The organism is Faecalimicrobium sp. JNUCC 81 (assembly GCF_053667625.1).
On record NZ_CM132203.1, the window covers coordinates 1,561,507 to 1,585,911 of the forward strand.

General features: G+C 26.6%; 24 protein-coding genes and 1 pseudogene. 22 read left to right on the forward strand and 3 right to left on the reverse strand.

Translation table 11 applies throughout. The annotated features are described in order from the left end of the window. Window positions 1–66 precede the first annotated feature (66 nt). The 5 genes from JNUCC81_RS07730 to JNUCC81_RS07750 all read left to right on the forward strand — a co-directional run bounded on the left by JNUCC81_RS07730 (window position 67) and on the right by JNUCC81_RS07750 (window position 5,208). Window positions 67–429: an HIT family protein gene (locus JNUCC81_RS07730; protein WP_454096057.1), complete on the forward strand. Its 363-nt coding sequence runs from the start codon at window positions 67–69 to the stop codon at window positions 427–429. A gap of 164 nt (window positions 430–593) precedes the next feature. Beyond that, window positions 594–2,312, forward strand: coding sequence for an ABC transporter ATP-binding protein (locus tag JNUCC81_RS07735; RefSeq protein WP_454096058.1), 1,719 nt, complete (start codon window positions 594–596; stop codon window positions 2,310–2,312). Between the two features lie 324 nt (window positions 2,313–2,636). Further along, entirely contained in the window at window positions 2,637–3,608 is a 972-nt protein-coding gene (locus JNUCC81_RS07740) for an alpha/beta fold hydrolase (protein WP_454096059.1), read from the forward strand. A 246-nt stretch (window positions 3,609–3,854) separates the two neighbouring features. Then, window positions 3,855–4,787, forward strand: a complete 933-nt coding sequence (locus JNUCC81_RS07745) for a hypothetical protein (protein ID WP_454096060.1) — start codon at window positions 3,855–3,857, stop codon at window positions 4,785–4,787. Window positions 4,788–5,073: 286 nt separating this feature from the next. Further along, window positions 5,074–5,208 (forward strand): hypothetical protein, encoded by a 135-nt coding sequence (locus JNUCC81_RS07750; RefSeq protein WP_454096061.1) that lies wholly within the window; start codon window positions 5,074–5,076, stop codon window positions 5,206–5,208. 59 nt (window positions 5,209–5,267) lie between these two features. Here JNUCC81_RS07750 and JNUCC81_RS07755 read toward each other — a convergent pair whose 3' ends face one another. After that, window positions 5,268–5,897: a GNAT family N-acetyltransferase gene (locus tag JNUCC81_RS07755; protein ID WP_454096062.1), complete on the reverse strand. Its 630-nt coding sequence runs from the start codon at window positions 5,895–5,897 to the stop codon at window positions 5,268–5,270. Window positions 5,898–5,991: 94 nt separating this feature from the next. On the opposite strand from JNUCC81_RS07755, the gene JNUCC81_RS07760 reads away from it, so the two are divergent. The 7 genes and pseudogenes from JNUCC81_RS07760 (at window position 5,992) to JNUCC81_RS07790 (ending at window position 11,878) form a co-directional block, all read left to right on the forward strand. Beyond that, the gene (locus JNUCC81_RS07760) at window positions 5,992–6,804 is read left to right on the forward strand and encodes a MerR family DNA-binding transcriptional regulator (protein WP_454096063.1); all 813 of its coding nucleotides are present in this window, start codon (window positions 5,992–5,994) and stop codon (window positions 6,802–6,804) included. Between the two features lie 39 nt (window positions 6,805–6,843). Continuing rightward, a pseudogene (locus tag JNUCC81_RS07765) lies at window positions 6,844–7,519 on the forward strand (IS1595 family transposase); the annotation flags it as partial. Window positions 7,520–7,541: 22 nt separating this feature from the next. Continuing rightward, the gene (locus JNUCC81_RS07770) at window positions 7,542–7,946 is read left to right on the forward strand and encodes a hypothetical protein (protein WP_454096064.1); all 405 of its coding nucleotides are present in this window, start codon (window positions 7,542–7,544) and stop codon (window positions 7,944–7,946) included. A gap of 188 nt (window positions 7,947–8,134) precedes the next feature. Further along, entirely contained in the window at window positions 8,135–9,988 is a 1,854-nt protein-coding gene (gene htpG / locus JNUCC81_RS07775) for a molecular chaperone HtpG (protein WP_454096065.1), read from the forward strand. 241 nt (window positions 9,989–10,229) lie between these two features. Further along, the gene (locus JNUCC81_RS07780) at window positions 10,230–10,859 is read left to right on the forward strand and encodes a hypothetical protein (protein ID WP_454096066.1); all 630 of its coding nucleotides are present in this window, start codon (window positions 10,230–10,232) and stop codon (window positions 10,857–10,859) included. A gap of 336 nt (window positions 10,860–11,195) precedes the next feature. Next, window positions 11,196–11,396 (forward strand): cold-shock protein, encoded by a 201-nt coding sequence (locus tag JNUCC81_RS07785; protein ID WP_454096067.1) that lies wholly within the window; start codon window positions 11,196–11,198, stop codon window positions 11,394–11,396. Window positions 11,397–11,545: 149 nt separating this feature from the next. Continuing rightward, the gene (locus JNUCC81_RS07790) at window positions 11,546–11,878 is read left to right on the forward strand and encodes a hypothetical protein (protein ID WP_454096068.1); all 333 of its coding nucleotides are present in this window, start codon (window positions 11,546–11,548) and stop codon (window positions 11,876–11,878) included. A gap of 131 nt (window positions 11,879–12,009) precedes the next feature. On the opposite strand, the gene JNUCC81_RS07795 is transcribed toward JNUCC81_RS07790, so the two are convergent. Further along, window positions 12,010–13,377 (reverse strand): MATE family efflux transporter, encoded by a 1,368-nt coding sequence (locus tag JNUCC81_RS07795; RefSeq protein WP_454096069.1) that lies wholly within the window; start codon window positions 13,375–13,377, stop codon window positions 12,010–12,012. A 295-nt stretch (window positions 13,378–13,672) separates the two neighbouring features. On the opposite strand from JNUCC81_RS07795, the gene JNUCC81_RS07800 reads away from it, so the two are divergent. From JNUCC81_RS07800 to JNUCC81_RS07810, 3 genes are all read left to right on the forward strand, one after another. After that, complete coding sequence (locus JNUCC81_RS07800; RefSeq protein ID WP_454096070.1) at window positions 13,673–13,909, forward strand: YgjV family protein; 237 nt, start codon at window positions 13,673–13,675, stop codon at window positions 13,907–13,909. Between the two features lie 116 nt (window positions 13,910–14,025). Further along, window positions 14,026–14,277 (forward strand): RING finger protein, encoded by a 252-nt coding sequence (locus JNUCC81_RS07805; RefSeq protein WP_208333871.1) that lies wholly within the window; start codon window positions 14,026–14,028, stop codon window positions 14,275–14,277. 125 nt (window positions 14,278–14,402) lie between these two features. Continuing rightward, the gene (locus JNUCC81_RS07810) at window positions 14,403–14,864 is read left to right on the forward strand and encodes a DUF3189 family protein (RefSeq protein ID WP_454096383.1); all 462 of its coding nucleotides are present in this window, start codon (window positions 14,403–14,405) and stop codon (window positions 14,862–14,864) included. A gap of 252 nt (window positions 14,865–15,116) precedes the next feature. Here the strand turns inward: JNUCC81_RS07810 and JNUCC81_RS07815 are convergent, their stop codons facing one another. Next, window positions 15,117–15,866 (reverse strand): acyl-[acyl-carrier-protein] thioesterase, encoded by a 750-nt coding sequence (locus JNUCC81_RS07815; protein WP_454096071.1) that lies wholly within the window; start codon window positions 15,864–15,866, stop codon window positions 15,117–15,119. Between the two features lie 280 nt (window positions 15,867–16,146). Between JNUCC81_RS07815 and JNUCC81_RS07820 the strand changes: the two genes are divergently transcribed. From JNUCC81_RS07820 to JNUCC81_RS07850, 7 genes are all read left to right on the forward strand, one after another. Continuing rightward, window positions 16,147–16,458, forward strand: a complete 312-nt coding sequence (locus tag JNUCC81_RS07820) for a hypothetical protein (protein WP_454096072.1) — start codon at window positions 16,147–16,149, stop codon at window positions 16,456–16,458. A 397-nt stretch (window positions 16,459–16,855) separates the two neighbouring features. Continuing rightward, complete coding sequence (locus tag JNUCC81_RS07825; RefSeq protein ID WP_454096073.1) at window positions 16,856–17,416, forward strand: TetR-like C-terminal domain-containing protein; 561 nt, start codon at window positions 16,856–16,858, stop codon at window positions 17,414–17,416. Window positions 17,417–17,623: 207 nt separating this feature from the next. Then, window positions 17,624–19,393 (forward strand): oleate hydratase, encoded by a 1,770-nt coding sequence (locus JNUCC81_RS07830; RefSeq protein ID WP_454096074.1) that lies wholly within the window; start codon window positions 17,624–17,626, stop codon window positions 19,391–19,393. Window positions 19,394–19,522: 129 nt separating this feature from the next. Then, window positions 19,523–20,422 (forward strand): AraC family transcriptional regulator, encoded by a 900-nt coding sequence (locus JNUCC81_RS07835; protein ID WP_454096075.1) that lies wholly within the window; start codon window positions 19,523–19,525, stop codon window positions 20,420–20,422. Between the two features lie 246 nt (window positions 20,423–20,668). After that, window positions 20,669–21,040 carry a hypothetical protein gene (locus tag JNUCC81_RS07840; RefSeq protein ID WP_454096076.1) on the forward strand — a complete coding sequence of 124 codons (372 nt, stop codon included), beginning with the start codon at window positions 20,669–20,671 and terminating at the stop codon, window positions 21,038–21,040. A gap of 242 nt (window positions 21,041–21,282) precedes the next feature. Continuing rightward, window positions 21,283–23,610, forward strand: a complete 2,328-nt coding sequence (locus JNUCC81_RS07845) for an ABC transporter permease (protein ID WP_454096077.1) — start codon at window positions 21,283–21,285, stop codon at window positions 23,608–23,610. Between the two features lie 11 nt (window positions 23,611–23,621). Then, window positions 23,622–24,377 (forward strand): ABC transporter ATP-binding protein, encoded by a 756-nt coding sequence (locus JNUCC81_RS07850; protein WP_454096078.1) that lies wholly within the window; start codon window positions 23,622–23,624, stop codon window positions 24,375–24,377. Window positions 24,378–24,405: the final 28 nt, after the last annotated feature.

Genomic DNA, 24,405 nt, shown 5'->3' on the forward strand with positions numbered 1-24,405 from the left:
ATAAAAACAGATACGAAAAGAAATAAGGGACTAACGAAACGTTCAGTAGGAGTAAAAGGAGAAATTATGAACTGCATATTTTGTGAAATGAAAGAATACATACTAGAAAATGAATTAGCATACGCAATTTATGATAAATACCCAGTAGGAAAAGGACATATGCTATTCATACCTAAAAGACATGTTAAAGACTTTTTCGATATAACAAAAGAAGAAAGAGAAGCTATATTTGATTTAGTAGAAGAAGGAAAAAAGCTACTAGATAGTAAATATAGTCCAGACGCATACAACGTAGGAGTAAATTGTGGAGAATTTTCAGGACAAACTGTAATGCATGTTCATGTACACTTAATACCAAGATACATTGGAGACACGAATGCACCTCAAGGTGGGGTAAGAGGAGTAATACCTGAGAGAATGAAATATTAGGCAATAAGGTCAACTATAATATATAAATAACCTCCTTTACTATTAAGTATAAAGGGGGTTATTTATTACTAATATAATAAAAAACTTGACCTAAAGTTAACTCTAAGTGGTATAGTTTAAATGATTAAAAATATATAGAAGTTAAAGAAAATCTGGAGGCAATAATGAAAAAATTATGGAAGTACATTTTTAAATATAAACTTTTATTTTTTACAAGAATACTCACCATATCTATGGCAGCCCTATCTGTCATAGCCTTTGATTTTATTATGGGGTTTATAGTAGATATATTTGCAAGTGGAAGTAGTGAAAAGTTTGTATCTATTATTGTTATAAGTATTTTGCTTATAATAGTATTATTTTTAACTGAATATATAGACGGAAAAGTTATGTCATCTTATATAAAAAGCACAGTAAATTATATGAAAACTGATATATTTAATAAAATACTAAATAAAGATATGAAAGATTTCTCACTAGACAATAGTGGTAAATACATATCAATTCTTTACAATGATATAAAAATAATAGAAGATAGTTTATTAAATAATATCTTTCTTGTAATATCATCTTTTATATCTTTTATAATATCATTAGTATTTTTATTTTCTATTAGTCCATACATAGTAATATTTATTGCTGTATTTGGAACACTTGGATTTGTAATACCAAATGCTTTATCTAAGAAATTAGTAATAGAAAAAAATAATTACTCACAAAATTTAGAAGAAATAACTTCAGTTACTAAGGATTTATTTTCAGGATTTGAAGTAATAAAAGGGTTTAATATAGGAAGTAAGATTAATGAAATATTCAAAAACTCTTCTAATAATGTAGAAATGAGTAAGAGAAAGTGTTCTATACTTGAAGCTATAATAAGAGGCTTTTCACTTTCTTTTAGCGTTACAATATATTTAGGTGTTTTAATATTAGGTGGATACCTAATGTATAAAGGAGAGATAACTGTTGGTACGGCTATAATAATAATTCAATTAAGTACACATGTAGTAGGACCTGTTAAAGTAAGTATATCTTTAATCAATCAAATAAAATCAGTATCTCTTATCGCAGATAAAATTGATAATATAGTTAATGACCTAAATGAAGATGTTGAAAATGAAAAATTACCAATATTTGAAGAAGGTATTGAGGTTAATAATTTAAACTTTTCTTATACTGAAGATAGAAAAACTCTAAACAATATTAACTTAAATTTTGATAAAAATAAAAAGTATGCAATAGTAGGAGAGAGTGGATGTGGTAAAAGTACACTAATAAAGCTACTAATGAGATATTACAAAACTTATGATGGTGAGATATCAATAGATAACAAAAACATCCAAAATATATTTAGTAATGATTTATATAAAAATATGTCTATGATTCAGCAAAATGTATTTATGTTTGATGATACTATAAAAGAAAATATTAAATTATTTGCAGATTATAGTGATGATGAAGTTTTAAATATATGTAAAAGATCTGGTTTATCTAATTTAATAAAACAACTTCCAAAAGGAATTGATTCTTTAGTTGGAGAAAATGGAAATAAATTATCTGGAGGAGAAAAGCAAAGAATAGCTATTGCTCGTTCACTTATAAATAATACTAAGGTATTAATTTTAGATGAATCAACTTCTGCACTAGATAATGAAACAGCATATAATTTAGAAAACTCACTATTATCCATTGATGATTTGACGTTAATAGTAGTAACTCATAAGCTTATAAAAAATATTTTACTAAAATATGATGAAATAATTGTTATGAAAGATGGTTCGGTTATAGAAAAAGGTTCATTTAAAGAACTAATTGATATGAAGGGGTATTTTTATAGTTTATATTATCTACAAAGTGAAGAAGTAGATATATTAGATAAATAAATATATCTAAATAATTTATAAATGAGATACAACTTATATATTGAATAATTATAATTACATGGAAGAACGTTATATAAAACATTATTATAAAGCAAATTTTTAATATTTAAATTGGTTGAATAATCATTGTCAGAGTGTTAACATATACATTGTCTATATTAAACTTATGGTAAATATTATAATTAAGGGTTGAATTTACTGAATAAAAATCAGCTTACTTTGAGCAATGGAATCTATGATTAATTAGGGACATTTAAAGTTTAGTAAGTATTTATCACAAAAGATTTAATATAATTAAAAACTAAAACAAAAGGGAAATAAGTAATGAAAAGAAAAAACTTAAGGGGTGTAATTGGTTATAGTTTAGCGGTGTGCCTGATAACAATAAACTGCTCTTCATCATTTGTATTCGCACAAAAAGGTGTGAATATGGCACAGAGTCAGATAAGAATGGCAAGTACAGAAAAGGTGGAGTTAGATAATGGAATTGTATTGAATTCAAAAGAAATGGGACAAGGGGATGTAACCATTGTATTTGATACAGGTTATGGAAGTACATTAGATAATTTTACATATATGCAAGGGGAATTATCTAAGATAGCAAAAACGTTGACATATGATAGAGCAGGATTAGGTGAAAGTAGTGATACAGGAAATATGGCTCCTCTTAGTGATAATGAGAGAAAAACTCTTATAGATGGTGGCGTAATAGAATATAATGAAGCTGATTTTGATGGTACTACTAAGACAGCAAAAGATAAGGCGGAAAATCTATATAAATTATTACAAGCTAAAAATCTTCCAGAACCATATATTTTAGTAACACACTCTTTAGGTGGTCATACTGCTATAGAGTTTGCAAAAATGCATAAAGAAAAAGTAGATGGTATAGTGTTTATAGATTCAACTGGTAGAAGTGCTAATGGTGAAATGTATGATTTTTTCGAATCGTTTGTTCCGGGAATGGGAGACGAGCAATTATCTGTATATAATAAGTATGATGGAACATTAGATGAAGCTCTTATGGGTGAAAATCAAGTCAAAAATGATAAAAATGCACTAAGAGACATACCTTTACTTTATTTAGAATGTGACCCTTATGCAATGGCTCAAGGAGCTATGGGTGATGCTTTTGCTAAATTGAAAACTAAACAAATAAGCGATTTATTGTCAATGTCTGATGATACTAAGCATGTTCAAATAAAAGGAGCAACACATCAAGTACATATAGATAAACCAGAGGAAACATTAGCTAATGTAACAGAATTTATAAATCATTGTATAGAAAAAAATTAAATTATTTAATAAAAAATAGAGGCTTAGAATTATTAATTCTAAGCCTCTATTTTATTATTTCACGCTTTTATATAATAGTATTTTAAATTATTTAGCTTATGCTACTAAGATATATTAAAGACACAAATGCACCTAAAAGAGGAGTAAGAGGAGTAATACTTGAAAGAATGAAATACTAATAATATACTCTAAATAAATACCAAAATATAGCACACTATAGTTTTGAAATAAAATAAGGGGGAAAATATGATAGAACAAATAAACACACAACTAAATAATGTAAAAAACGAAGTAGCTAAAAAATATGTATTAGAAAAGAAATTAAATGACCTAAAAAAAGAATTACATAAAAGCGAAGAAGAACTAAACAAACTAGAAAATAACCTTAGAAGAGAAAAAAGAGATGTAGATAACCTAAAGACACTATCTTTATCAAACCTAGTGTCTACAGTAATGGGAAACAAAGCAGAAAAAATGGAAAAAGAAGAAAAAGAATACATAATGGCAAAAATTCAATATGATAGTTGCCAATCTAAAGTAAGCTCAATAAAATCCAACATAAACGATACAATAAAAATACTAAGTAGCTTAGCAAAATATGAAGAAGAATATGCCAACTTACTAAAAAAGAAAATAGAGCTAATCAATATATATGGAGATGAAAATACTAAAAACAAAATCATAGACCTAGAAGAAAAAATCGATAACTACCTAAAGGAAATCAAAGAAATAAATGAATCCATATCAGTTGGAAATAGCCTAATGGTAGAAATAGCACAAGCTAAAAAACTATTAAACTCTGCAAAAAATTGGAGTACATTTGATATACTTGGTGGAGATTTATTAAGCTCTATGGCTAAGCATAGTAAAATAGATGAAGCTCAAGCACATTTTTCTAGAATTTCAAATTTAACAAGATCTTTTAATAAAGAATTAAGAGATGTAAACATTAGTGGAGTTGGATTTTCATCTACAACAAAAACTTTTGATATATTCTTTGATAATATATTTAGTGACCTTTCAGTAGATAAACATATCAATGAATCTTATGACAAGGTATGTAACCTAGAAAGAAATGTAGAGAGTATACTAAAAAAGCTAAAAAGTGATAAGGAAAAGTTAAATATTGAAGTTACTGTTACAAGAAATGAATATGATGAATTTATAAAAAATATATAACACTAGATAATGCTTTATATAATAATGCAATAAAACTATGGATAAACTAATTGAGAATCAAAACACAAAAGGAAGTGACACCATGGATTTTAACCTTCACCAAAGTGCAAAAGAACAAATAGATAAGCTACTAATACAAGAACAAAAACAAGAAAAAGCTTTCAGGATATATATCCGTAGAGTCTCTGGTTGACGTGGTCCCGTTTGGGATATAGCTCTGGATGAGCCTACAGATAAAGATGAAGTATTTGAATGTGATGGATACAAAATATTTATGAGAAAAGAAATGGTACAAAAAATCAATAACGTTGAAATCTTTTATAAGTACGGAATAAGCAAAAGTGGGTTTAGAGTTTTAACAGACATGATGTGGAAACTAGAATACAAATATGAAGATTGGGCAAAATCAAATTTCAAGTAAAAAAAATGGTAATCCCCTTATCTAAGTAAATCTTAGATGGAGGGATTACCTTTTTTATATTAAAAGTCATATCTATATAAAAATACATTAAGATGAGTTTTTATATTATTAAGATATACATCTTTTTCATTAACTAATTTATATCCTTGACTATCATAAAATCCATAATTACATCTATCATCAGTATATAAATACAAAGACTCAACATTCATACTCTTCATATACTCATTTAAATATTTTACCAAAGTCTTTCCTACACCAAGACCTCTGCTTTCTTTACTTACAATAAATAAATTAATAGACCCTTGAAACTCATATTCAATACCATCTATAAGTTCTTTATAAGCAGATATAATCTTTGAAAACTCATTTAATTCCTTTATATTTTTCTCATTAGATAAAATTAAATCTACATCATCAACACTATCAAATAAATCTTTAGAATCACATTTTAAATTATTTTTATCAGATTTAGCACCACCTAATATAAATCCAATAACTTTACCATCTTTTTCACATATCTTACTAAATGAGCTTTCTAAAATACAACTTTGTAGATAACTACCTAATACAACATCTAATAAATTTTTATCTTCAATAAATTTATTAAACCCAAAGGCATCACCTATAAATTCTTTCATACAATTATAATCTTCTTTTACCATATTTCTGTAAACAACTTGACTCATAATATTTTCTCCTTCAAAACTATATTTAAATACCTTATAATAAATGTAAAGTGTGCTCTAAGGGGAGAGTCAATAAAAAAATAAAATATAGGATGTGATTAATATTAAGAATATATTTTCTATTGGTGAGGTTTCTAAAATTAAAAATATAACTGTAAAAGCATTGAGATATTATCATAAGGTAGGAATCCTTATTCCAAAATATATAGATGAAAATAGTGGATATAGGTATTATACGATTGATCAATTTATTTCTATAGATATTATAAAAGGTTGTAGAGAATTAGGGACAAGCATATCAGAATTACAAGAGATATTTAAAGAGTGTGATACTGATTTGTTATTAGAGTTTTTACAATTTAAAAAACAAGAAGCAAAAGATAATATATGTAAAATGGAACATATAATTAAAAATATTGATGATTTAAGCTTAACTATAAAATACTCAAAAGAAATTATAAAAGAAAGTGATATAAAAATTAAGTATTTTGATAAGCGTCATATAGTTATAATAAAATGTGAAGAAGCTGGTAATTTAAATGAGTTAATATATTATTCAGACTTAGATAAAATTATTAGTGATTATAATATAGAAACATCTATAGATAGAGGTATAATATATAAATTAAATTCATCAGAAGAAATAGAGCCACAGTATGTATTTGATGTAGTAAAAGATATTAGCAAAATAAAAGATAAAAGTAATATAAAGACATTGCCAAGTGGTGATTATATTACTTTAATTTATAATAAAGAAAATATGGATGAAAAAAGAAAAGAGTTATTAAATTATATAAAAAACAATAATATAAAAGTTGAAAATATAATTGAAACAGAAATATTTAATGATATATTCAATATTGATGATTTTAGTTGTCAAATTCAAATTCTTATAAAAGAGGAATAGTTTTAATTTTTTTATGGTTATGTTTTAAATAAGTGTTGAAAGTATATATTTTCTAATATATCAACAAGTTTCTTTTGGAGACACAAAATATTAGATTGTATAAGTTCTTTTTTAGGTACTGATCATGTTGATGGTGCAATAGAAGCAGAAGAAGTATTTTTTGCTGAGAGTTTCAAAGGTACAAGAACTGGTAATATGCCAAGAAAATCTCGTAAAAGAGGTAAAGAAATTAAAAAGAGAGGCTATCTAATGAGCAAGTTTGTGTTGCCACAGCGTTAGATAGGCAGGGTAATTTAATAATAGAGCCTTTATGTAAAGGTAGAATGACACATAAGGAGCTTGAGAGATTTTATAAAGGACATATAGGAGAAAGTTCTATATTATGTACAGATAGCCATAAGTCATATATTAAATTTGCTACAGACTTTAATTTAGACCACAAACGCATAAAAATAGATAAGCATAAAGAAGACATTTATCATATCCAACATGTAAATTCATTACATAGTAATTTAAAGAAATGGATGGGGGATTTAATGGTGTTGCAAGTAAATATATTTCAAACTATATGCAATGGTTTAAATGGCTAAAAATATTTGAAACAGATAAGGATTCTATTAAAACTAAGAACTTTATTATACAAAGTAATGTTGTATATAATTATACAAGGGTCCAAGATTTTAAAAATAGAACACCTATGTTTATAATTAACTAATCAAAAGAGGGGATAATGTTAAATGAAAAAAATTGGAGTTATTTTTAGTATTGTTTTATTAATGATAGGGGCGGTAGGTTGTACAGGTGTTGGAGATTATGATATAGAATTAATAAATGGATTTAAAGTAATAAGAACATCAGCAGACAAAATACATATTGGGTCACCTGAATATAGTTATGATGAATTGTTAATACCACTCCTTGATGATTATGACGAAGGCGAGTACGTAACACAAGTAGGTCATGACAATGATAGGTATATAATTGCAAAAACAAATTTAAATAATTACTATTTATTAGATACAAAAGAACCAATAGTAAATGGTCCATTCACAGAAGCAAAGTTTATACAAGTAAAAGAAAATGCAGAAATACCAGAGAGTGTTATTCTTAAAGATTTAGATACATATGAAAAGATAAAATAATAAAAAAATATATAGGGTTGATTTCAACCCTATATATTTTTTACTCAATATCAATATTTTGTTAAAACATAGCCTTTTTTATAAATTTTTTTAAAAAATTAGCACTCGATACTTGACACTGCTAACAAAATGATTAAAATAATAAATATAGAAAAAAATTATTAAAAATGAACTTAGGAGGAGATAAAATGGAAAATAAAAGAGGTAATATATCAATACATACAGAAAACATATTCCCTATAATAAAGAAATGGTTATACTCTGACAAAGATATATTTTTAAGAGAGCTTATAAGTAATGGATGCGATGCAATAAACAAGCATAAGAAATTAATTTCTTTAGGGGAAATATCAGACAATAAAGATAATGACTACAAAATAAATGTAATTATAGATAAAGAAAATCAAACGCTTATATTTGAAGACAATGGTATAGGTATGACTGAGGAAGAAGTAGAAAAGTATATAAATCAAGTTGCTTTTTCTGGAGCTGAAGATTTTGTAAATAAGTACAAAGAAAAAATAAGTGAAGAAAATGATATAATAGGTCACTTTGGATTAGGTTTCTATTCAGCATTTATGGTATCTAAGAAAGTTCAAATTGATACATTATCATATAAAGAAAATGCAAAAGCTGTAAGATGGATAAGTGAAGGACAAACTGAATATGAAATAAGTCCTAGTGATAATAAAACTACAAGAGGTACAACTATAACACTATACTTAGATGATGATAGTAAGGAATTTTTAGAAGAGTATACTGTAAGAAGTATAATTGATAAATACTGTTCATTCTTACCAGTTGATATATATATAAAAGTTAGTGGAAAAGAAGAAGAGGATTTAAAACCTATAAATGATACAAAGCCTTTATGGACAAAATCACCAAAAGATTGTACAGATGAGGAATATAAAGAGTTTTACAAAAAAGTATTTAAAACATTTGATGAACCATTATTCTGGATACACTTAAACGTAGATTATCCATTTAATTTAAAGGGTATATTATACTTCCCTAAATTAAAAAATGAGTTTGAGCTTATAGAAGGTAAAGTAAAATTATATAACAACCAAGTGTTTGTTGCAGATAATATAAAAGAAGTTATACCAGAGTTTTTATTACTACTTAAAGGAGTAATAGACTGCCCAGACTTACCATTAAATGTATCAAGAAGCTTCTTACAAAATGATAAAGATGTAAGTAAAATATCTAAGCATATAGTTAAGAAAGTTTCAGATAAATTAAAATCACTATACAAAAATGAAAAAGAAAACTATGAAAAATTCTGGGATGATATACAAGTATTTATAAAATTTGGATGCTTAAAAGACGAAGGATTCTACGATAGAATAAAAGATATTATATTATTTAAAAATATTGATGATAAATACTTAACACTTAATGAGTATTTAGAAAGCTGCAAAGAAAAACATGAAAACAAAGTATTTTATATAAGTGATGAAAATCAACAATCTCAATATATAAAATTATTTAAAGATTATGGATTAGATGCAATAACTTTAGATACTAGCATAGATAATCACTTTATATCATTTATTGAATACAAAAACCCACAAGTTAAATTTAAAAGAATAGATGCAGATTTATCAGATGTATTAAAAGATAAAAATGAAGATGAAAATAAAGAAGACAAAACTGCTATAGAAAATCTATTTAAAGATTTAGTTAAAGATAAAGTAAAAAATTACTCAGTAGAGAGTTTAAAGAGTGAAGATACTACAGCTATAATATTAGTATCAGAAGAATCAAGAAGAATGGCTGAAATGAAATCACAATTTGCAGGAATGGATTTTGGGATGAATTTTGAAGAAGAAAAGACTTTAGTTATAAATAACAACAGCCCAATAGTTAAAAAGTTAGTTGATTTAAAAGATGATGAAAGTAAAAAAGAACAATTATCTTTAATATGTAATCAAATAGTAGATGTAGCATTACTTTCAAATAAAGAATTAGATTCAAAAGGATTAGATGAGTTTATAAAAAGAAACAATAAACTTATAAGTATGGTAATGGATTTATAAAAACAAATATACTTAGAAAAATAAAAAGAGTGTATTACATTTAAGTAATACACTCTTTTTTATTTTAAAAATAAATGTAAAAATATGGAAAAATATGTAGGGAAAATTACAAAATATACCATTTTAAAATAAAAATATTTTATTTTAGATAAAAAATAATGAAAAACGCAATTTTCGACAATATATCACAAAATGATTATGATATATTACTTAATGACTAAAATTGAGGGAGGTATTTGATATGAGCTATCGTAAGGATGATTATGGGATAAATTATGTTAAGGAGGATGTTGAGCAGAGTTTTTTCAAAAAAAATATAAAAGTGATTATAGCAATTATAGTAGCATTTTCATTAGGTGCTATTGGAGGGTCATCTATTGGGGTAGATGAGAAAGAACATGATGCAGTTAAGTCTCAATTAGAAAATAAATCTAAAGAGTTAGAAACTGTAAATTCTAAAATATCAGAATTAGAAACTAAAGTTCAAGAAGCTAAGCCATATTTTGATATGGGTAGTGCTGAACAAGAAGCTATGAAAATAGAGGCAGCTAAAAAAGAAGAAGAAAATAAGAAAGAGCAAGAAAGAATAGCTGAAGAACAAAGATTAGCAGAATTAGAAGAAAAAACAAAAACATTAAAAAATGGAAATTTCATAGCAGGTAAAGACTTTGACCCAGGTACATATGATATAGTAGCCGTTTCAGGTGGAGGAAATGTAACTGGAGGAAGTATATTCAAAGGTGGAATAAATGCAATAATGGGACCAGCAGATGATGGATTCTATCAAAAGGAATATAAAAACATAGCATTTAAAGAAGGTGAAAGCTTAAAAGTAAGTAATGTTACTATAAAACTTATACCAGCTGAATAATATACAAAGTAGATAGTTTAATAAATAAAATAGTTGATTTTGGATTATTTTTAATACTTAATAAATATATACAAGGATTTAATGATTATGAAAGAGCATTTATAGGTCAAAGAAAATCTAAAGAAGAAAGTGATACAAACAATATGATACCATAATATTAAATTAATAAGAGGAATTAATCTAAACTATTGGAATATCAATGTTTGAGTTTATTTTAATATAATCAATTAAGAAATAATTAAAAATAGGGGTATATTTTTAAAAGAATAAGGTATATAATTATAAGTGTAGTAAATAAAAAGAAAGCCTTTTATAAAAGGTATGGAGAATTTTAAAATGAATAATGGAACAGTAAAATGGTTTAACAATGAAAAAGGATTTGGATTTATATCAGTAGAAGGTGGAGATGATGTATTCGCACATTTCTCAGCTATACAAACAGAAGGATTTAAGTCATTAGAAGAAGGTCAAAAAGTAAGCTTTAATATAGTTAAAGGTGCTAGAGGACCTCAAGCTGAAAACATAACTATATTATAATATAGATAAAAAAAGACCGAATGGTCTTTTTTTAATACATTTATAGAAAATATACTCTATATATGACATAAATATTAAATAAAAACATAAAAATTAGTTTTATCTTAAAATTAGAGATTTAAAATATAGATTAATTAGGAGGTATAAGTATGAAAGTGTTACAAAGAGGATTAAAAAAAGAAGATATAGTTAAAATTAAAAGATATAATAAATGGCATATAGTAACAGATAATGATGTAAGAATGCTTGTAAATGAAACTTCTAACACAGATAAAGACGATAACTCAAATAAAGTAGATTGGAAAAATAGCAAGGCATATATATTTATGGATAGTTTTGAATCTAGTAAAAAATTTTATGAAAAGAATAAAGAATTAGAATTAAAGTTATATATAAAAGCAGATATTGGAACTTTATACAATGAATATAAAGTAAATGATTGGAGTTTAACTGAAAGAGGAATAGAAGTAGATTTAGCATAAATAAAATAGATGAAAATATTAATACATATAAAACGTTAAGTATAAAATATACTTTATTTTTTATGCTTACATTTAAAATATAAAAAGAGCTTTTTTAATCAACTTAAGATTAAAAGAGCTCTTTTTATATTTTAAATTTCTTTAGATACACCCATGGAATAACTTCCTTGTGGGTTTAACATTATATTTATTTTCTTTAAATAATCAAGTATTAAAGGAACAGCAGCAGCAATCCAAGCCATTGGACCTGCTAAACAAATACCTGTATAACCTAAAAAAGCAGGTAAAGTAAAAGCAACTATAGTTCTAGCAACTAATTCAGCCACACCAGCCATCATAGGAACAAAAGTATAACCCATTCCTTGTAATGTATTTCTGTATATAAATATTAAACTAAGTGGTATAAAGAAAAATGCCACTATAGTAAGATATTTCTTAGCATAAGCTATAACATTTGGATCAGCATCTGATACGAACATGTTAATAAACATCTCACCAAAGAATATAAGTACAAGTGCAGCAACAATACCTATAATTATGTTAATAATAGTACACTTTTTAACACCTTCTTTAATACGTTCAATATTTCCAGCACCAAGGTTTTGTGCAGAGTAAGTAGCCATAGTAACACCAAATGTGATACTAGGTTGCATAACAAGTTGTTCAACTCTTGAAGCGGCAGTATGAGCTGCAACTACAGTTGAACCAAAGGCATTAACAGCACCTTGTAGTATTATTGCACCAATAGCTGTTATTGAGAATTGAAGAGCCATTGGAACTCCGATCTTTAAGTGTTGTTTAATATATTCATTTCCAAACTTAAAGTGTTTTTTCTTAATGTGTAGTATAGGGAATTTCTTTGCAGTATATATAAAACATAATAATCCTGAAACTCCTTGCGATATAACTGTAGCATAGGCAGCTCCAGAAACTCCCATTTTAAAATTAACGATAAATACTAAATCTAGTATTATATTTAAAATTGATGAAACTATTAAAAAGTATAATGGCGTTTTACTATCTCCAAGTGCACGTAAAATACCTGATATCATATTGTAGAAAAATGTTGCGAAAGTTCCAGCAAATATTATTGTAATATAAATTGCTGCATCGTTTATAATATCATTTGGAGTATTCATTAAACGAAGTAACGGTTTAGCTGCAAATACACTTATAATAGTAATTATAATTGCCATAATAGTTGATAGTACAATTGCACTAGCTACAGCCTTTTTTAATCCTTCTTCATCATTAGCACCAAATTTCTGAGAAACTAAAACAGAAAATCCAGACGCCAATCCTAAAACAAATCCGATTATTAAAAATGTCATTGAACCGGTGGATCCAACGGCAGCAAGTGCTTTTACCCCAAGAAAATTTCCAACAATAATTGTATCAACCATACTGTAAAACTGTTGAAATATATTACCTATTAACAAGGGTATAGAAAAAAATAAAATTAGTTTTACTGGATTACCAGTAGTCATGTCTTTAGTCATATTATCTCCTTTCATATAAATAAATTATATCCATCTCAATAGAATAACATTGTTTGTATATCTATACAACAATTTATGTGTTTCATATTAAAAATGTACGCCTAATATTAAATAAATATATTTTTTTATATTAAATATACCTCATAATTCGAACCAAATCGTATTTATTATAAAAAATAACATATATTAGTATATAAATACATAAATAAAATGCACTACTAATTGTTAAAAATAAAAAAGCAAAGGATTTATAAAAATAGCAATCATATTAAATAATATAAAAGGAGAATTTACTATGTTTAGTGTAAATCCAGTGGAATGGATCGGATACAGCGCATCAGTATTAATCGTAATATCCCTAATGATGACATCAATTATAAAGCTTAGAATAATAAACTCTTTAGGATGCTTTTTATTTGTTATATATGGAATGTATGTAAAAGCATATCCTGTTGCAATGTCTAATGCAGTCATTATTTTAATAAATATATATAATTTATATAATTTGAAAAAAGAAGATAATAAAAAATAAACTAATGACATCTATTTAATAGATATCATTAGTTTGTTACTCTAAATAGATTATATAGATTTTATATAAGTTTATATGTATAATAAGTAGATAAGACATAAATTTGAGGAGAACAAATGATAAAAAGAGAATTTGAAATAAATGATATAGCATACCTTGCTAAAGATAGAAGAATAAAGGTTCATGTAGATGGAAGTGATACTTATACTAAAAATATATCTTTAAAAGCTGGAGATGCTGTTAAAATACTAGACTTTTATGAAATAGACAAGTATGGATATTCATATGAAGCGGAATTTAAAAAAGATGGAACATCATATATTATAAGAAAGCACTTAAGTCAATCAGATTTAAGACCTAAAAAGTAATAATATAGTTTAATTCCAATATTTAATACATATACTACAATTATTAAAATAAAATAAGAAATTAGGTGATTTTAATGATATACATATATAATTGCTATGGAGGAACCCACTCATCTATTTTAGCAATGGCTTATCACTTAGAAATGCTGGATGAAACTCGAGAGCCGACTAAGGATGAAATCTTGAATTTACCGAACTTTAATAAGTTAGTATATGGAAATCGTGGAGAACTTTTTTATTATGGAAGTGATAAAGATGGAAATGAAGTATACGTTGTAGGTAGAGGACGTTCAAAGGTTTTAATTCCAGGATTATATAATTTAGCTTCCATGCTTCATAAACAAAAGCTATTAAATGAGAAAATTATATTTTCTAATACGTCGCCAACAGTCCCATTACCGATGACCTTTGGTGGACTATTTTCTAGATGGTTAAAAATTGATTCTATAGGAGTTCCCTTGCTGGTAAAGGGAGCAAAACAATCATACAAGGATGTTATAAAACTTGTAAATCACACAAAGAAGGAAGCAAAGGAAGATAAGTCAGAGGTTATTATTTTAGATAATAAGGAATTTAAGAAAAAATAAATTTTAATATTCTCTACTAGACTGAACTCATTAATAATAGATAAGTAAGTGGTTTTATGATTAACATACTATGCCAAGTTATGGTTTATTTAAATAACCAAGATGAAGGCACAGTAAAATATGAATTATAGTCTAGAATGTATGTAAAAATATTATGAGAAATGTATTAAATCTTGAATAATCAACAAATTAAAAATGGTCATGTTATTTATAAATAACATGGCTATTTTTAATTTAGTAGATAAAATTATCTTATTTTTTATTCCATATAAATTGTAATTTTGTAAGAAGATTTCCATTATTACTTTTAATATTATGAATAGTATTAATAGCTTTATTCTCACCATGAATTACTTGAGATGAAATATGTAATGTATCTCCATCAGTTGTTTCCTTTTTAAATAGCACTTTAATATTAAATAATTCATACTCATTTAAAATAGATCTTGGTAAAGTATCTATTGCCATTTCCATATACTTTACATTATTAACATGCCCATTAGAATCTATATCACTATATCTAACTGGATAGTCTTTTATATAGTCTTCTTTTTGAATTTTAGGAATATCATCTAAAGGAGGTACTACATCTAACTCTCCATTAAGTCCATATATTTCGCTTTGATCAGATGATATTCTCATAGGACGTCTTTTTTCAAAATCTATTAATATAGCTGTTGAAAAAGCTTCGCATAAAACCTTTCCTTCAGAGTTTTTTATAGTATTTTTTCTATAGCCATAGAACTTTTTTGAACCTAAGACCTTAGTGTCAACAGTTATTGTATCTCTAAATTTAGGGTATTCATATATAGTTATATCATACTTTAAAAGCACCCAAATGCATTGATTGTGAACAAAGCCTTCTTTAGTTTCTCCTAAATAATCAGACTGAGATATAACAACATCCCATAAGAAATCTACTAGAGATGAAAATTTGCATTTGTGCTCAGAATCAACATTAAAAATATTTATTTTATATTCTTTTTTAAAAATATCGTTCAATTACTTTTCCTCCTTTGATAAAGTTGGTATGTATTTTATATTAAATATTGTATCATAATTTAAAACTTTTCCAATTAGTATTACTTTTAACCTACCCTTTATAGAATATATAATCAAGAGTTTATGAGAAATTAAAATATATTAAGGTAATAAATTTATGATATATCTTAAATTAACATAATTTTCATATTTATTAATCTTTTATGAAAATTCATACATTGAGGTATCACGATTCCATTTATATATGAATATTATACATGAGAAAGGGGATGTTTAAGAAATGGCTTCAAAAAGGAATGATTATGATAGAAATCAGCAGTGCTTGTATGATGAATGCAAAAGGTTAATGAACTACCATACTTTTTTTACAATGAAGGATGGAACTACATTTGATGGAATAATTGAAAGCGTAGATAGAGATTATGTTATTGTATTGGTTGGGGAGGATGTAATAGATAAAGGTTGTGGAGAACAATATGATGAAAATAGACAATTTGGGCGTCCTAGAAGATTCAGACGCTTTAGACGTAGAGTTTTTCCACTTTCAGCTTTAGGTACACTAATATTATTATCTTTCCCTTTTAGAGAATAATACCTAATTATTATTTAACCTATCTAAAAACTCAATAACTACTACTCTTTAAGCAACACCATGAGTAATAAATTCTTGATTGAATTTACTGCTATTTTTTCAAGTGAAATTAAAGGTAAAAGTTTATTAAGATGACACATAAGGAGCTGAATATATTTCAGCTCTATTTCTGTGTGTAAGTTATTTTACAAATTTAGTAATCAAAAAATAATTATAGGATATACATATTTAATTATCCACTGATGATCTAATGCAATTTAATAGTTTTATGTCTAGTTATGGGAAATTTAAAAATAAACTGAACTGTGTTAGTTTATAATCCATATTGGAAAATATGATATAATAATATCCTAAGAGTTAATCAAATAAGATGTTTTAGAATAATGGGGGGATACATATGTCTCAAATGACTAAAAAATCATTTGCTGCTTCACTTAAAAAAATGTTAGCACAAAAACCGTTGGAAAAAATAAAAGTTATAGACATTACAGAAGATTGTGAAGTAAATAGACAGACATTTTATTATCATTTCAAAGATATTTATGATTTACTAGAGTGGGTTTATACAAATGAAGCAACAAGAGCTTTGGACGGTAAAAAGACATATGATACTTGGCAACAGGGATTTACACAAATATTTGACTATATATTAGAGAATAAATCTTTTGTATTAAACACATTTAACTCTGTAAGTAGAGAATATCTAGAACGTTACTTATATAATGAAACTCATTTACTTTTGATGGGAGTAGTAGAAGAAAAGGCAAAAGATATACCAGTTAGAGAAAAAGATAAGGAATTTATTGCAGATTTTTATAAGTATGCATTTGTAGGGCTTTTGCTTGACTGGATTAAAAAAGGAATGAAAGAAAAGCCTGTAGATATTATTAGTCGATTGAATACATTGATTTGTGGTAATATTGAAGAGGCTTTAGAGCAATATAGGACAGATAAATAAGTAGTATAAAAATAAATAGAGAATATAAATTAGACAAATATTATTATTTGTCTAATTTTTTTACACATTTATAGTTATGTTTAAAATTTTTACATAGTTTAAATATTGTCTATATAAGAAAATCTTAAATCGGAATATGATATTAATAAATAAATTACTAAAGCTTTTATAATAACCAAGCTTTAAAGTATAGGGGGATGATTTTATATGTATTATAGCAATGGGAATTATGAAGCATTTGCACGTCCACAAAAGCCTGAAGGAGTAGATAGAAAATCAGCATATTTAGTTGGAGCTGGTTTAGCATCTTTATCTGCAGCTTGTTTTTTAGTTCGTGATGGGCAAATGAAAGGTGAACATATTCATATCCTAGAAGAAATGGATATAGCAGGTGGTGCTTGTGATGGAATCAATGATGCTCAAAAGGGATATATTATTCGTGGGGGACGTGAAATGGAAAACCACTTTGAATGTTTATGGGATTTATTTAGATCAATACCTTCAATAGAGACAGAAGGTGTTTCTGTATTAGATGAATACTACTGGTTAAATAAAAAAGATCCAAATTATTCTTTAATGAGAGCTACAGTTAACCGTGGAGAAGATGCTCACACAGATGGTAAGTTTACATTAACAGATAAAGCATCTTTGGAAATAGTACGATTATTTATGTCAAGAGATGAAGATTTATATGATAAAAAAATTGAAGATGTATTTACAGAAGAATTCTTTGAATCAAACTTTTGGCTATACTGGAGAACTATGTTTGCTTTTGAAGAGTGGCATAGTGCCCTTGAAATGAAGCTTTATATTCAAAGATTTATCCATCATATTGGAGGACTTCCTGATTTTTCAGCTTTAAAATTTACAAAATATAATCAATATGAATCATTGATTTTACCAATGGTTAAATATCTAGAGTCTAATGGAGTTGACTTTCAGTATAATACAACTGTTACCAATGTGAAATTTGAAATAACAGAAGATAAAAAGGTAGCTAAACAAATTGTTTGTATTAAGGATGGAAAAGAAGAAACTATTGATTTAGTAGAAGATGACTTAGTGTTTGTTACAAATGGTAGTTGTACAGAAAACTCAACTCTTGGTGATGATAATCATGCGCCAACTTTAAATACTACTGAAGGCGGTTGCTGGAGACTTTGGAGAAATATAGCAGCACAAGATCCTTCTTTTGGTAGACCTGATAAATTCTGTACTAGCATAAATAAAACTAATTGGGAATCTGCTACTGTAACTACTTTAGATAATAGAATTCCGCCATATATAGAAAAAATATGTAAACGTAATCCATTTAGTGGAAAAGTTGTTACAGGAGGAATTATTACAGTTAAAGACTCATCTTGGCTAATGAGTTATACTTTAAATAGACAACCGCATTTTAAATATCAACCAGATAACCAACTTGTTGTATGGGTTTATGGATTATTTACTGATGTTGAGGGAGACTTTATAAAAAAACCAATGAGAGAGTGTACAGGGTATGAAATTACTCAAGAATGGCTGTATCACTTAGGAGTTCCAGTAGATGAAATTCCTGATATGGCAAAACATTCTGCTCATTGTATTCCTTGTATGATGCCATATATTACTTCATTCTTTATGCCAAGAACATCTGGGGATAGACCCAAAGTTGTACCAGAGAAAAGTGTTAACTTTGCATTTATTGGTCAATTTGCAGATACTGTTCGTGATACTGTATTTACAACAGAGTATTCTGTAAGAACAGCTATGGAGTCTGTATATACACTACTTGATATTGACCGTGGAGTTCCTGAGGTATTTGGATCTTGCTATGATATTAGAGTGTTGCTTGATTCAACTTCTAAGATGATGGATGGTAAAAAGCTGACAGATGTTAAACTACCATTAACAACTAAAGTTAAATTAAAATCAGCTATGAAAGAAATTTCAGGAACTATAGTTGAGGAATTATTAGAAAGATATAATTTAATATAATTCAATGTAAAAGATTTAGCTTATTAAATTAAGCTAAATCTTTTTTTATTACTTAGCAATTTAGGAACAGTATAACTTCAATTTAGTTGATATACTTTAATTATCACGTGATAGAAAGGGGAATATAAATTGAATTATAGTAAAGTGATATCACAATGTATTGAATTTATTGAAGAAAATATAAAAAGCGATTTGACCCCAGAATTAATAGCTAATGAATGTGGATATTCAACTTTTCATTTTTGTAGAATGTTTAATATTCATCAGGGCATAAGTTTGATGGAATATGTAAAGAAAAGACGGTTATCACTTGCAGCTACAAAGCTATTTGAGGGAGACAGAATAATAGATATAGCTTTGGATTATGGATTTGATACACATAATGGATTTTCAAAAGCGTTTAAAAAAGAGTATGGATTTAGCCCAACACAATATATAAAGCGTATGGAAGGCTATTTTTTCAAAGCATCAGTATATAAAATTGGAGGTTATATTATGGATCCTATTATTGTAAAAAAACCTGCATTTAAAGTAGCAGGATATGGAATAAAGACCAATATTTCTAATGGAAGTTATACTAAAGATGTTGCTTCATTTTGGAGTAATTATAATGGAGAAAATTTAGAAAGTAAAATGTATAAACTTTTAGAACCACCAAAGCATGGTGAAGTTGGACTATGCATACCATCTAACGATGAAAATGGAGATACTATATATCTTCTTGGTGTAATAGTTGATGATTTTGAAGGTGTTACAGATGATATGATGAGAGTAAATGTACCTGAAGCGACTTACGCAGTATTTACAACTTTACCAGTAGATACTACAAATGATTTAGAACAAAAGGAGTTTTCTAATACAATAAAGGAAACTTGGAAATATATATTTGAAGAGTGGTTTAAAGATAGCAAATATATATATGATGAAAGTAAAATGGATTTTGAGTTTTATGATGAGAGATGCCACTCAAGAAAAGATACTGTTATGGAGATTTATATTCCAGTATTGGAAAAGGAAACTGATAAATAAAAACACTTATCCTTTATTTATTGTAAAGAACTATATACAAATAAAGGATAAGTATGTATGTAAAAAAGCACTAATCTTGATGAGATGAAGTGCTTTTTTATTGTATATGTTTAAATTTCATTCCAAAAATAATACATTTTAATCCAATTTTTAAATATTTAAATATTTTTATGATATACTAAGTACTTATTTTAAATATAGTAACCAGGTTATTTGAGAAAATGTTAAAAAGAAAGGAAATTAATTATGAAAAAACTTAAATATATAGTACCTATAGCTATAATTTTAGTACTTTTAGGAATTTATTCTCATAATAATAAAAAAAGTAATTCAGATTATACTAAAAGTGCTAAAGAAGTTATGAAAACTTATATAAATGCTATGAATGCAAAAGACATAGATCTTATGAAGAAATGTATATATTCTAATAAAGAATATGATTCTGAATACACAAGTTTTGGAATTCCTAGAAAAGAAAGACTAGATAATATTGAACATATAGAATACATAAGTTCAGAGGAAGTCCCTTTCAGAGAGACTGAAGGTGCTTTTAAAAATGGTAAAATCATAAAATTTAAAGAAGGAAAAAGATTAGATGTTACATATAATATAAAATAGAAAATGAGCCAGAAGAATCTGGTAAAAATGATTTTATGTATTCTTTAGTTAAAGACAAAGATGGAAATTACAAAATAATAGAATCAGGTTACTAGTAATAAAAACCCCTTAAGGTATGTTTGTAGACCTTAAGGGGTTTTTCAAATGGTATAATGTAAATAAAAATGTAAGAATTCATTAAGAATTTGAAAAAAATATATTAAAAATTAATCTGTACTATATAAAGTAAGGAGGGGATGAAAATGTGGAAAAAGAAAATCAAACAAAAAAAGATTCAATTTATTTTAATAGCCATTATTTTAATGGTGTCATCATCTATATTTGCAATATCTATAAGCCTTACAAGTACAGTTGAAAAATATACAAATGAATACTACAAAGGAGAAAATATAAAAGATATTGTAGTTCAAACATACAACAAAGATATAATTTCAAAAATAGAATATTTTATAAGTGAAAAAGAGCCTAAAGAAAAGGATGTAAGATATTCAAGTGCCTTAACAGTAGATAGGCAAGTATTTTTAGGAAATAAAAATCTTGATTTAAGCATGGCAAGTTTGCTAACTTTTGAAAATAAAAAAAATCATCCTTGGGATGTAGTAATAACAGAAGGTGAAAAAAAATCTAAACCAAGTAAGGGAACTGTCTGGGTACCTAATATAATAGCAGATTCTAAGAATCTAAAAATAGGAGATAAATTAAGAGTAAAAGATGGTGATGAGTATAAGCACTTAATAATATCAGCTCTAGTAAATGAATCTTTAGTTCCAAACTCAATGGTTGGTACTACTAGTTTATATATAAACAAAGAAGACTATAAGACTTTTAGTAATCTTATAAAGTCTGAGTTTATCGGATATAACTCATCAAAAGAAGATGATGATGCAACTAAAGAATTAAGTACCTATTTAGGAGATTCCTTTGAAGGGCTTATGCTTGATAAATGGATAACTAATTTTGTAGCAAATTCTACAAGTATGATTACAGGTGGAATAGGAATGAGTATAGCATTTTTAATATTTATTGTATCAATAGTAGTAATAAGATTTGTTTTATGGAACAACATTTCAAAGGAGTATAAATCAATAGGAGTATACAAATCTCTAGGGTTTACTTCAAAGCAAATAAGGAGTATATACTTAAAAAGTTATGGAATAGTTGGTGTTGTAGCTATTACCATCGGAAGTTTTCTAAGTATAAGTTTTGTAAATTATATGGTAAAACTATCAGTTAAGTATATTGGTATATATGAAGGCCGTGTAAATAATCTTACATTTATACTATTAACAATAGCTATAATGAGTTTAATATTAATAGTAAATATGCACTTACTGCTTAGAAGAATAAATAAGATAAAACCAGTAGAAGCCTTTAGAGTGGGCGTAACCTCATCTAAAGCAAAGTTTAAAAAGTCAGTTATCAAAAATGCATCAGTACCATTTACTATGGCTATAAATGATATTTTCAAATATAAAAAACAAAATATGATTATAGTAATAGTACTTTCTCTTGTAGTGTATATATCAGCATTTATAGTTAGTGGAAACTATTCAATGGAAAATGTATCATATAACTCATGGAACGTGTTTGGAACAATACAAGGAGATATGGCACTAGATTTTCCAACAGGAGATGATTCTTATAATAAGGCATTAAAAGAATTAAAAAATGATTCGAGAATACTAGGAGTAAGAGAATGCTCATTTGATGTGGGCAAAGTTGTATACTTAGACGTAGATAAATACAATATAAAAAATGCTCAAGTTATTACTACATTAGTAGATAATTATGATAATGATGAAGACTTTAATGTATCAATAAAAGAAGGAAGAAATCCAAAATCGAAAAATGAAATTGCTTTAACAGACCAAATCTTAAAAGATGCTAACTTAGATGTTGGAGATTATATAAATGTAAAAGTATTAGGTGAAGAAAAAACACTATTAATAACAGGTAGCTATACAAGTATGATGTCAAATAACTACTCTACGAGAATGACTTTAGATATAGTGCCTAAGGATTTGAGAAATACCCTTGTTAATTTAAATCTTAACGCAACTTTAAAAGATAAAAATGATTATGAAAGTGTTAAAAAGGACTATAAGGAAAAGTACGACGTAGCAAGTATAGATATAGCTCCTAGCTTAGTTATTCAAGCTGCTATGTCAGTTGTTGATACAATTACTCCAGTAACTAAGATTATTCTTTGGGGAATACTGATGTTTAGCATTTTAAATATAGTAAACATTATAATGATGAATAATACTGATAACAGAAGAAATAATGCTATTATGAAATCCTTAGGATTTTCCAATAAATACATTATAAGTAGAACTCTATATAGAATTTTTATACTTACGGCTATATCATCAATAGTTGGATTTACATTAAACTTAGCTACATCAAAGAGTATATTTAAGATAGCCCTGTCAGGAATAGATGGATTAATGATTCCATATAATCAAGTTTTAATTACAATAATATTTATTTTAGCAACAATTATCTTAACAACAATAATATCAATGCTTAGTATAAAAAATATATCCACAATAGAGCTTATGGAAGAATAGGGGGAATAGTTATGGAAAGTATTATAAAAGCAAGAGGACTTTGCAAGTCATTTATTTTAGGTAAAACAGCAAATAATGTGTTAAAAAATATAAATTTAGATATATATGAAGGTGATTTTACTGTAATAATGGGAAGCTCAGGTTCTGGAAAATCAACACTTCTATATTCTATAAGTACTATGGATAATCCAAGTGCAGGTAGTGCCTGGCTTTTAGGAAAGGATATAACCAATTTAAGTGAAAAGGAAGCAACAGTTATTAGAAATAAAGATATATCATTTGTATTTCAGAGTATAAACCTACTTCATGATTTAACTGTAAAAGAAAATATTACTTACACAGGTTTTTTAAATAATAAGGATAAGAAAAGTGTAAATAAAAAAGCAGATGAGTTAATAAATAGATTAGAATTAAAAGATATAGAAAATAAATATCCTTCAGAAATATCAGGAGGACAACAGCAAAGAGTTGCAATTGCAAGATCTTTAATAAATAGTCCAAAGGTAATCTTTGGTGATGAGCCAACAGGAGCACTTAACTCTTCAACAGGTAAAAAGGTATTAGATATTCTTACAGAGTTAAATAATGAAGGTCAATCAATAGTAATGGTAACTCATGATTTAAAGGCAGCCGCAAGAGCAAGTAGATTGATTTATTTAAAAGATGGAAGAATTGACGGAGATTTAGATCTTGGAAAGTTCAATGAAAAAGATTTAGAAGGTAGAGAAGAAAAAATATTTGAATTTATAAGAGAAAGGGGTTGGTAATGGTATAATCAAAGTGGGGGTGGAAAAA

Coding starts and splice junctions, on each gene's coding strand:
- JNUCC81_RS07730 (WP_454096057.1), top strand. CDS start 67: ATGAACTGCATATTTTGTGAAATGAAAGAATACATACTAGAAAATGAA.
- JNUCC81_RS07735 (WP_454096058.1), top strand. CDS start 594: ATGAAAAAATTATGGAAGTACATTTTTAAATATAAACTTTTATTTTTT.
- JNUCC81_RS07740 (WP_454096059.1), top strand. CDS start 2,637: ATGAAAAGAAAAAACTTAAGGGGTGTAATTGGTTATAGTTTAGCGGTG.
- JNUCC81_RS07745 (WP_454096060.1), top strand. CDS start 3,855: ATGATAGAACAAATAAACACACAACTAAATAATGTAAAAAACGAAGTA.
- JNUCC81_RS07750 (WP_454096061.1), top strand. CDS start 5,074: ATGGTACAAAAAATCAATAACGTTGAAATCTTTTATAAGTACGGAATA.
- JNUCC81_RS07755 (WP_454096062.1), bottom strand. CDS start 5,897: ATGAGTCAAGTTGTTTACAGAAATATGGTAAAAGAAGATTATAATTGT.
- JNUCC81_RS07770 (WP_454096064.1), top strand. CDS start 7,542: ATGAAAAAAATTGGAGTTATTTTTAGTATTGTTTTATTAATGATAGGG.
- htpG (WP_454096065.1), top strand. CDS start 8,135: ATGGAAAATAAAAGAGGTAATATATCAATACATACAGAAAACATATTC.
- JNUCC81_RS07780 (WP_454096066.1), top strand. CDS start 10,230: ATGAGCTATCGTAAGGATGATTATGGGATAAATTATGTTAAGGAGGAT.
- JNUCC81_RS07785 (WP_454096067.1), top strand. CDS start 11,196: ATGAATAATGGAACAGTAAAATGGTTTAACAATGAAAAAGGATTTGGA.
- JNUCC81_RS07790 (WP_454096068.1), top strand. CDS start 11,546: ATGAAAGTGTTACAAAGAGGATTAAAAAAAGAAGATATAGTTAAAATT.
- JNUCC81_RS07795 (WP_454096069.1), bottom strand. CDS start 13,377: ATGACTAAAGACATGACTACTGGTAATCCAGTAAAACTAATTTTATTT.
- JNUCC81_RS07800 (WP_454096070.1), top strand. CDS start 13,673: ATGTTTAGTGTAAATCCAGTGGAATGGATCGGATACAGCGCATCAGTA.
- JNUCC81_RS07805 (WP_208333871.1), top strand. CDS start 14,026: ATGATAAAAAGAGAATTTGAAATAAATGATATAGCATACCTTGCTAAA.
- JNUCC81_RS07810 (WP_454096383.1), top strand. CDS start 14,403: ATGGCTTATCACTTAGAAATGCTGGATGAAACTCGAGAGCCGACTAAG.
- JNUCC81_RS07820 (WP_454096072.1), top strand. CDS start 16,147: ATGGCTTCAAAAAGGAATGATTATGATAGAAATCAGCAGTGCTTGTAT.
- JNUCC81_RS07825 (WP_454096073.1), top strand. CDS start 16,856: ATGTCTCAAATGACTAAAAAATCATTTGCTGCTTCACTTAAAAAAATG.
- JNUCC81_RS07830 (WP_454096074.1), top strand. CDS start 17,624: ATGTATTATAGCAATGGGAATTATGAAGCATTTGCACGTCCACAAAAG.
- JNUCC81_RS07840 (WP_454096076.1), top strand. CDS start 20,669: ATGAAAAAACTTAAATATATAGTACCTATAGCTATAATTTTAGTACTT.
- JNUCC81_RS07845 (WP_454096077.1), top strand. CDS start 21,283: ATGTGGAAAAAGAAAATCAAACAAAAAAAGATTCAATTTATTTTAATA.
- JNUCC81_RS07850 (WP_454096078.1), top strand. CDS start 23,622: ATGGAAAGTATTATAAAAGCAAGAGGACTTTGCAAGTCATTTATTTTA.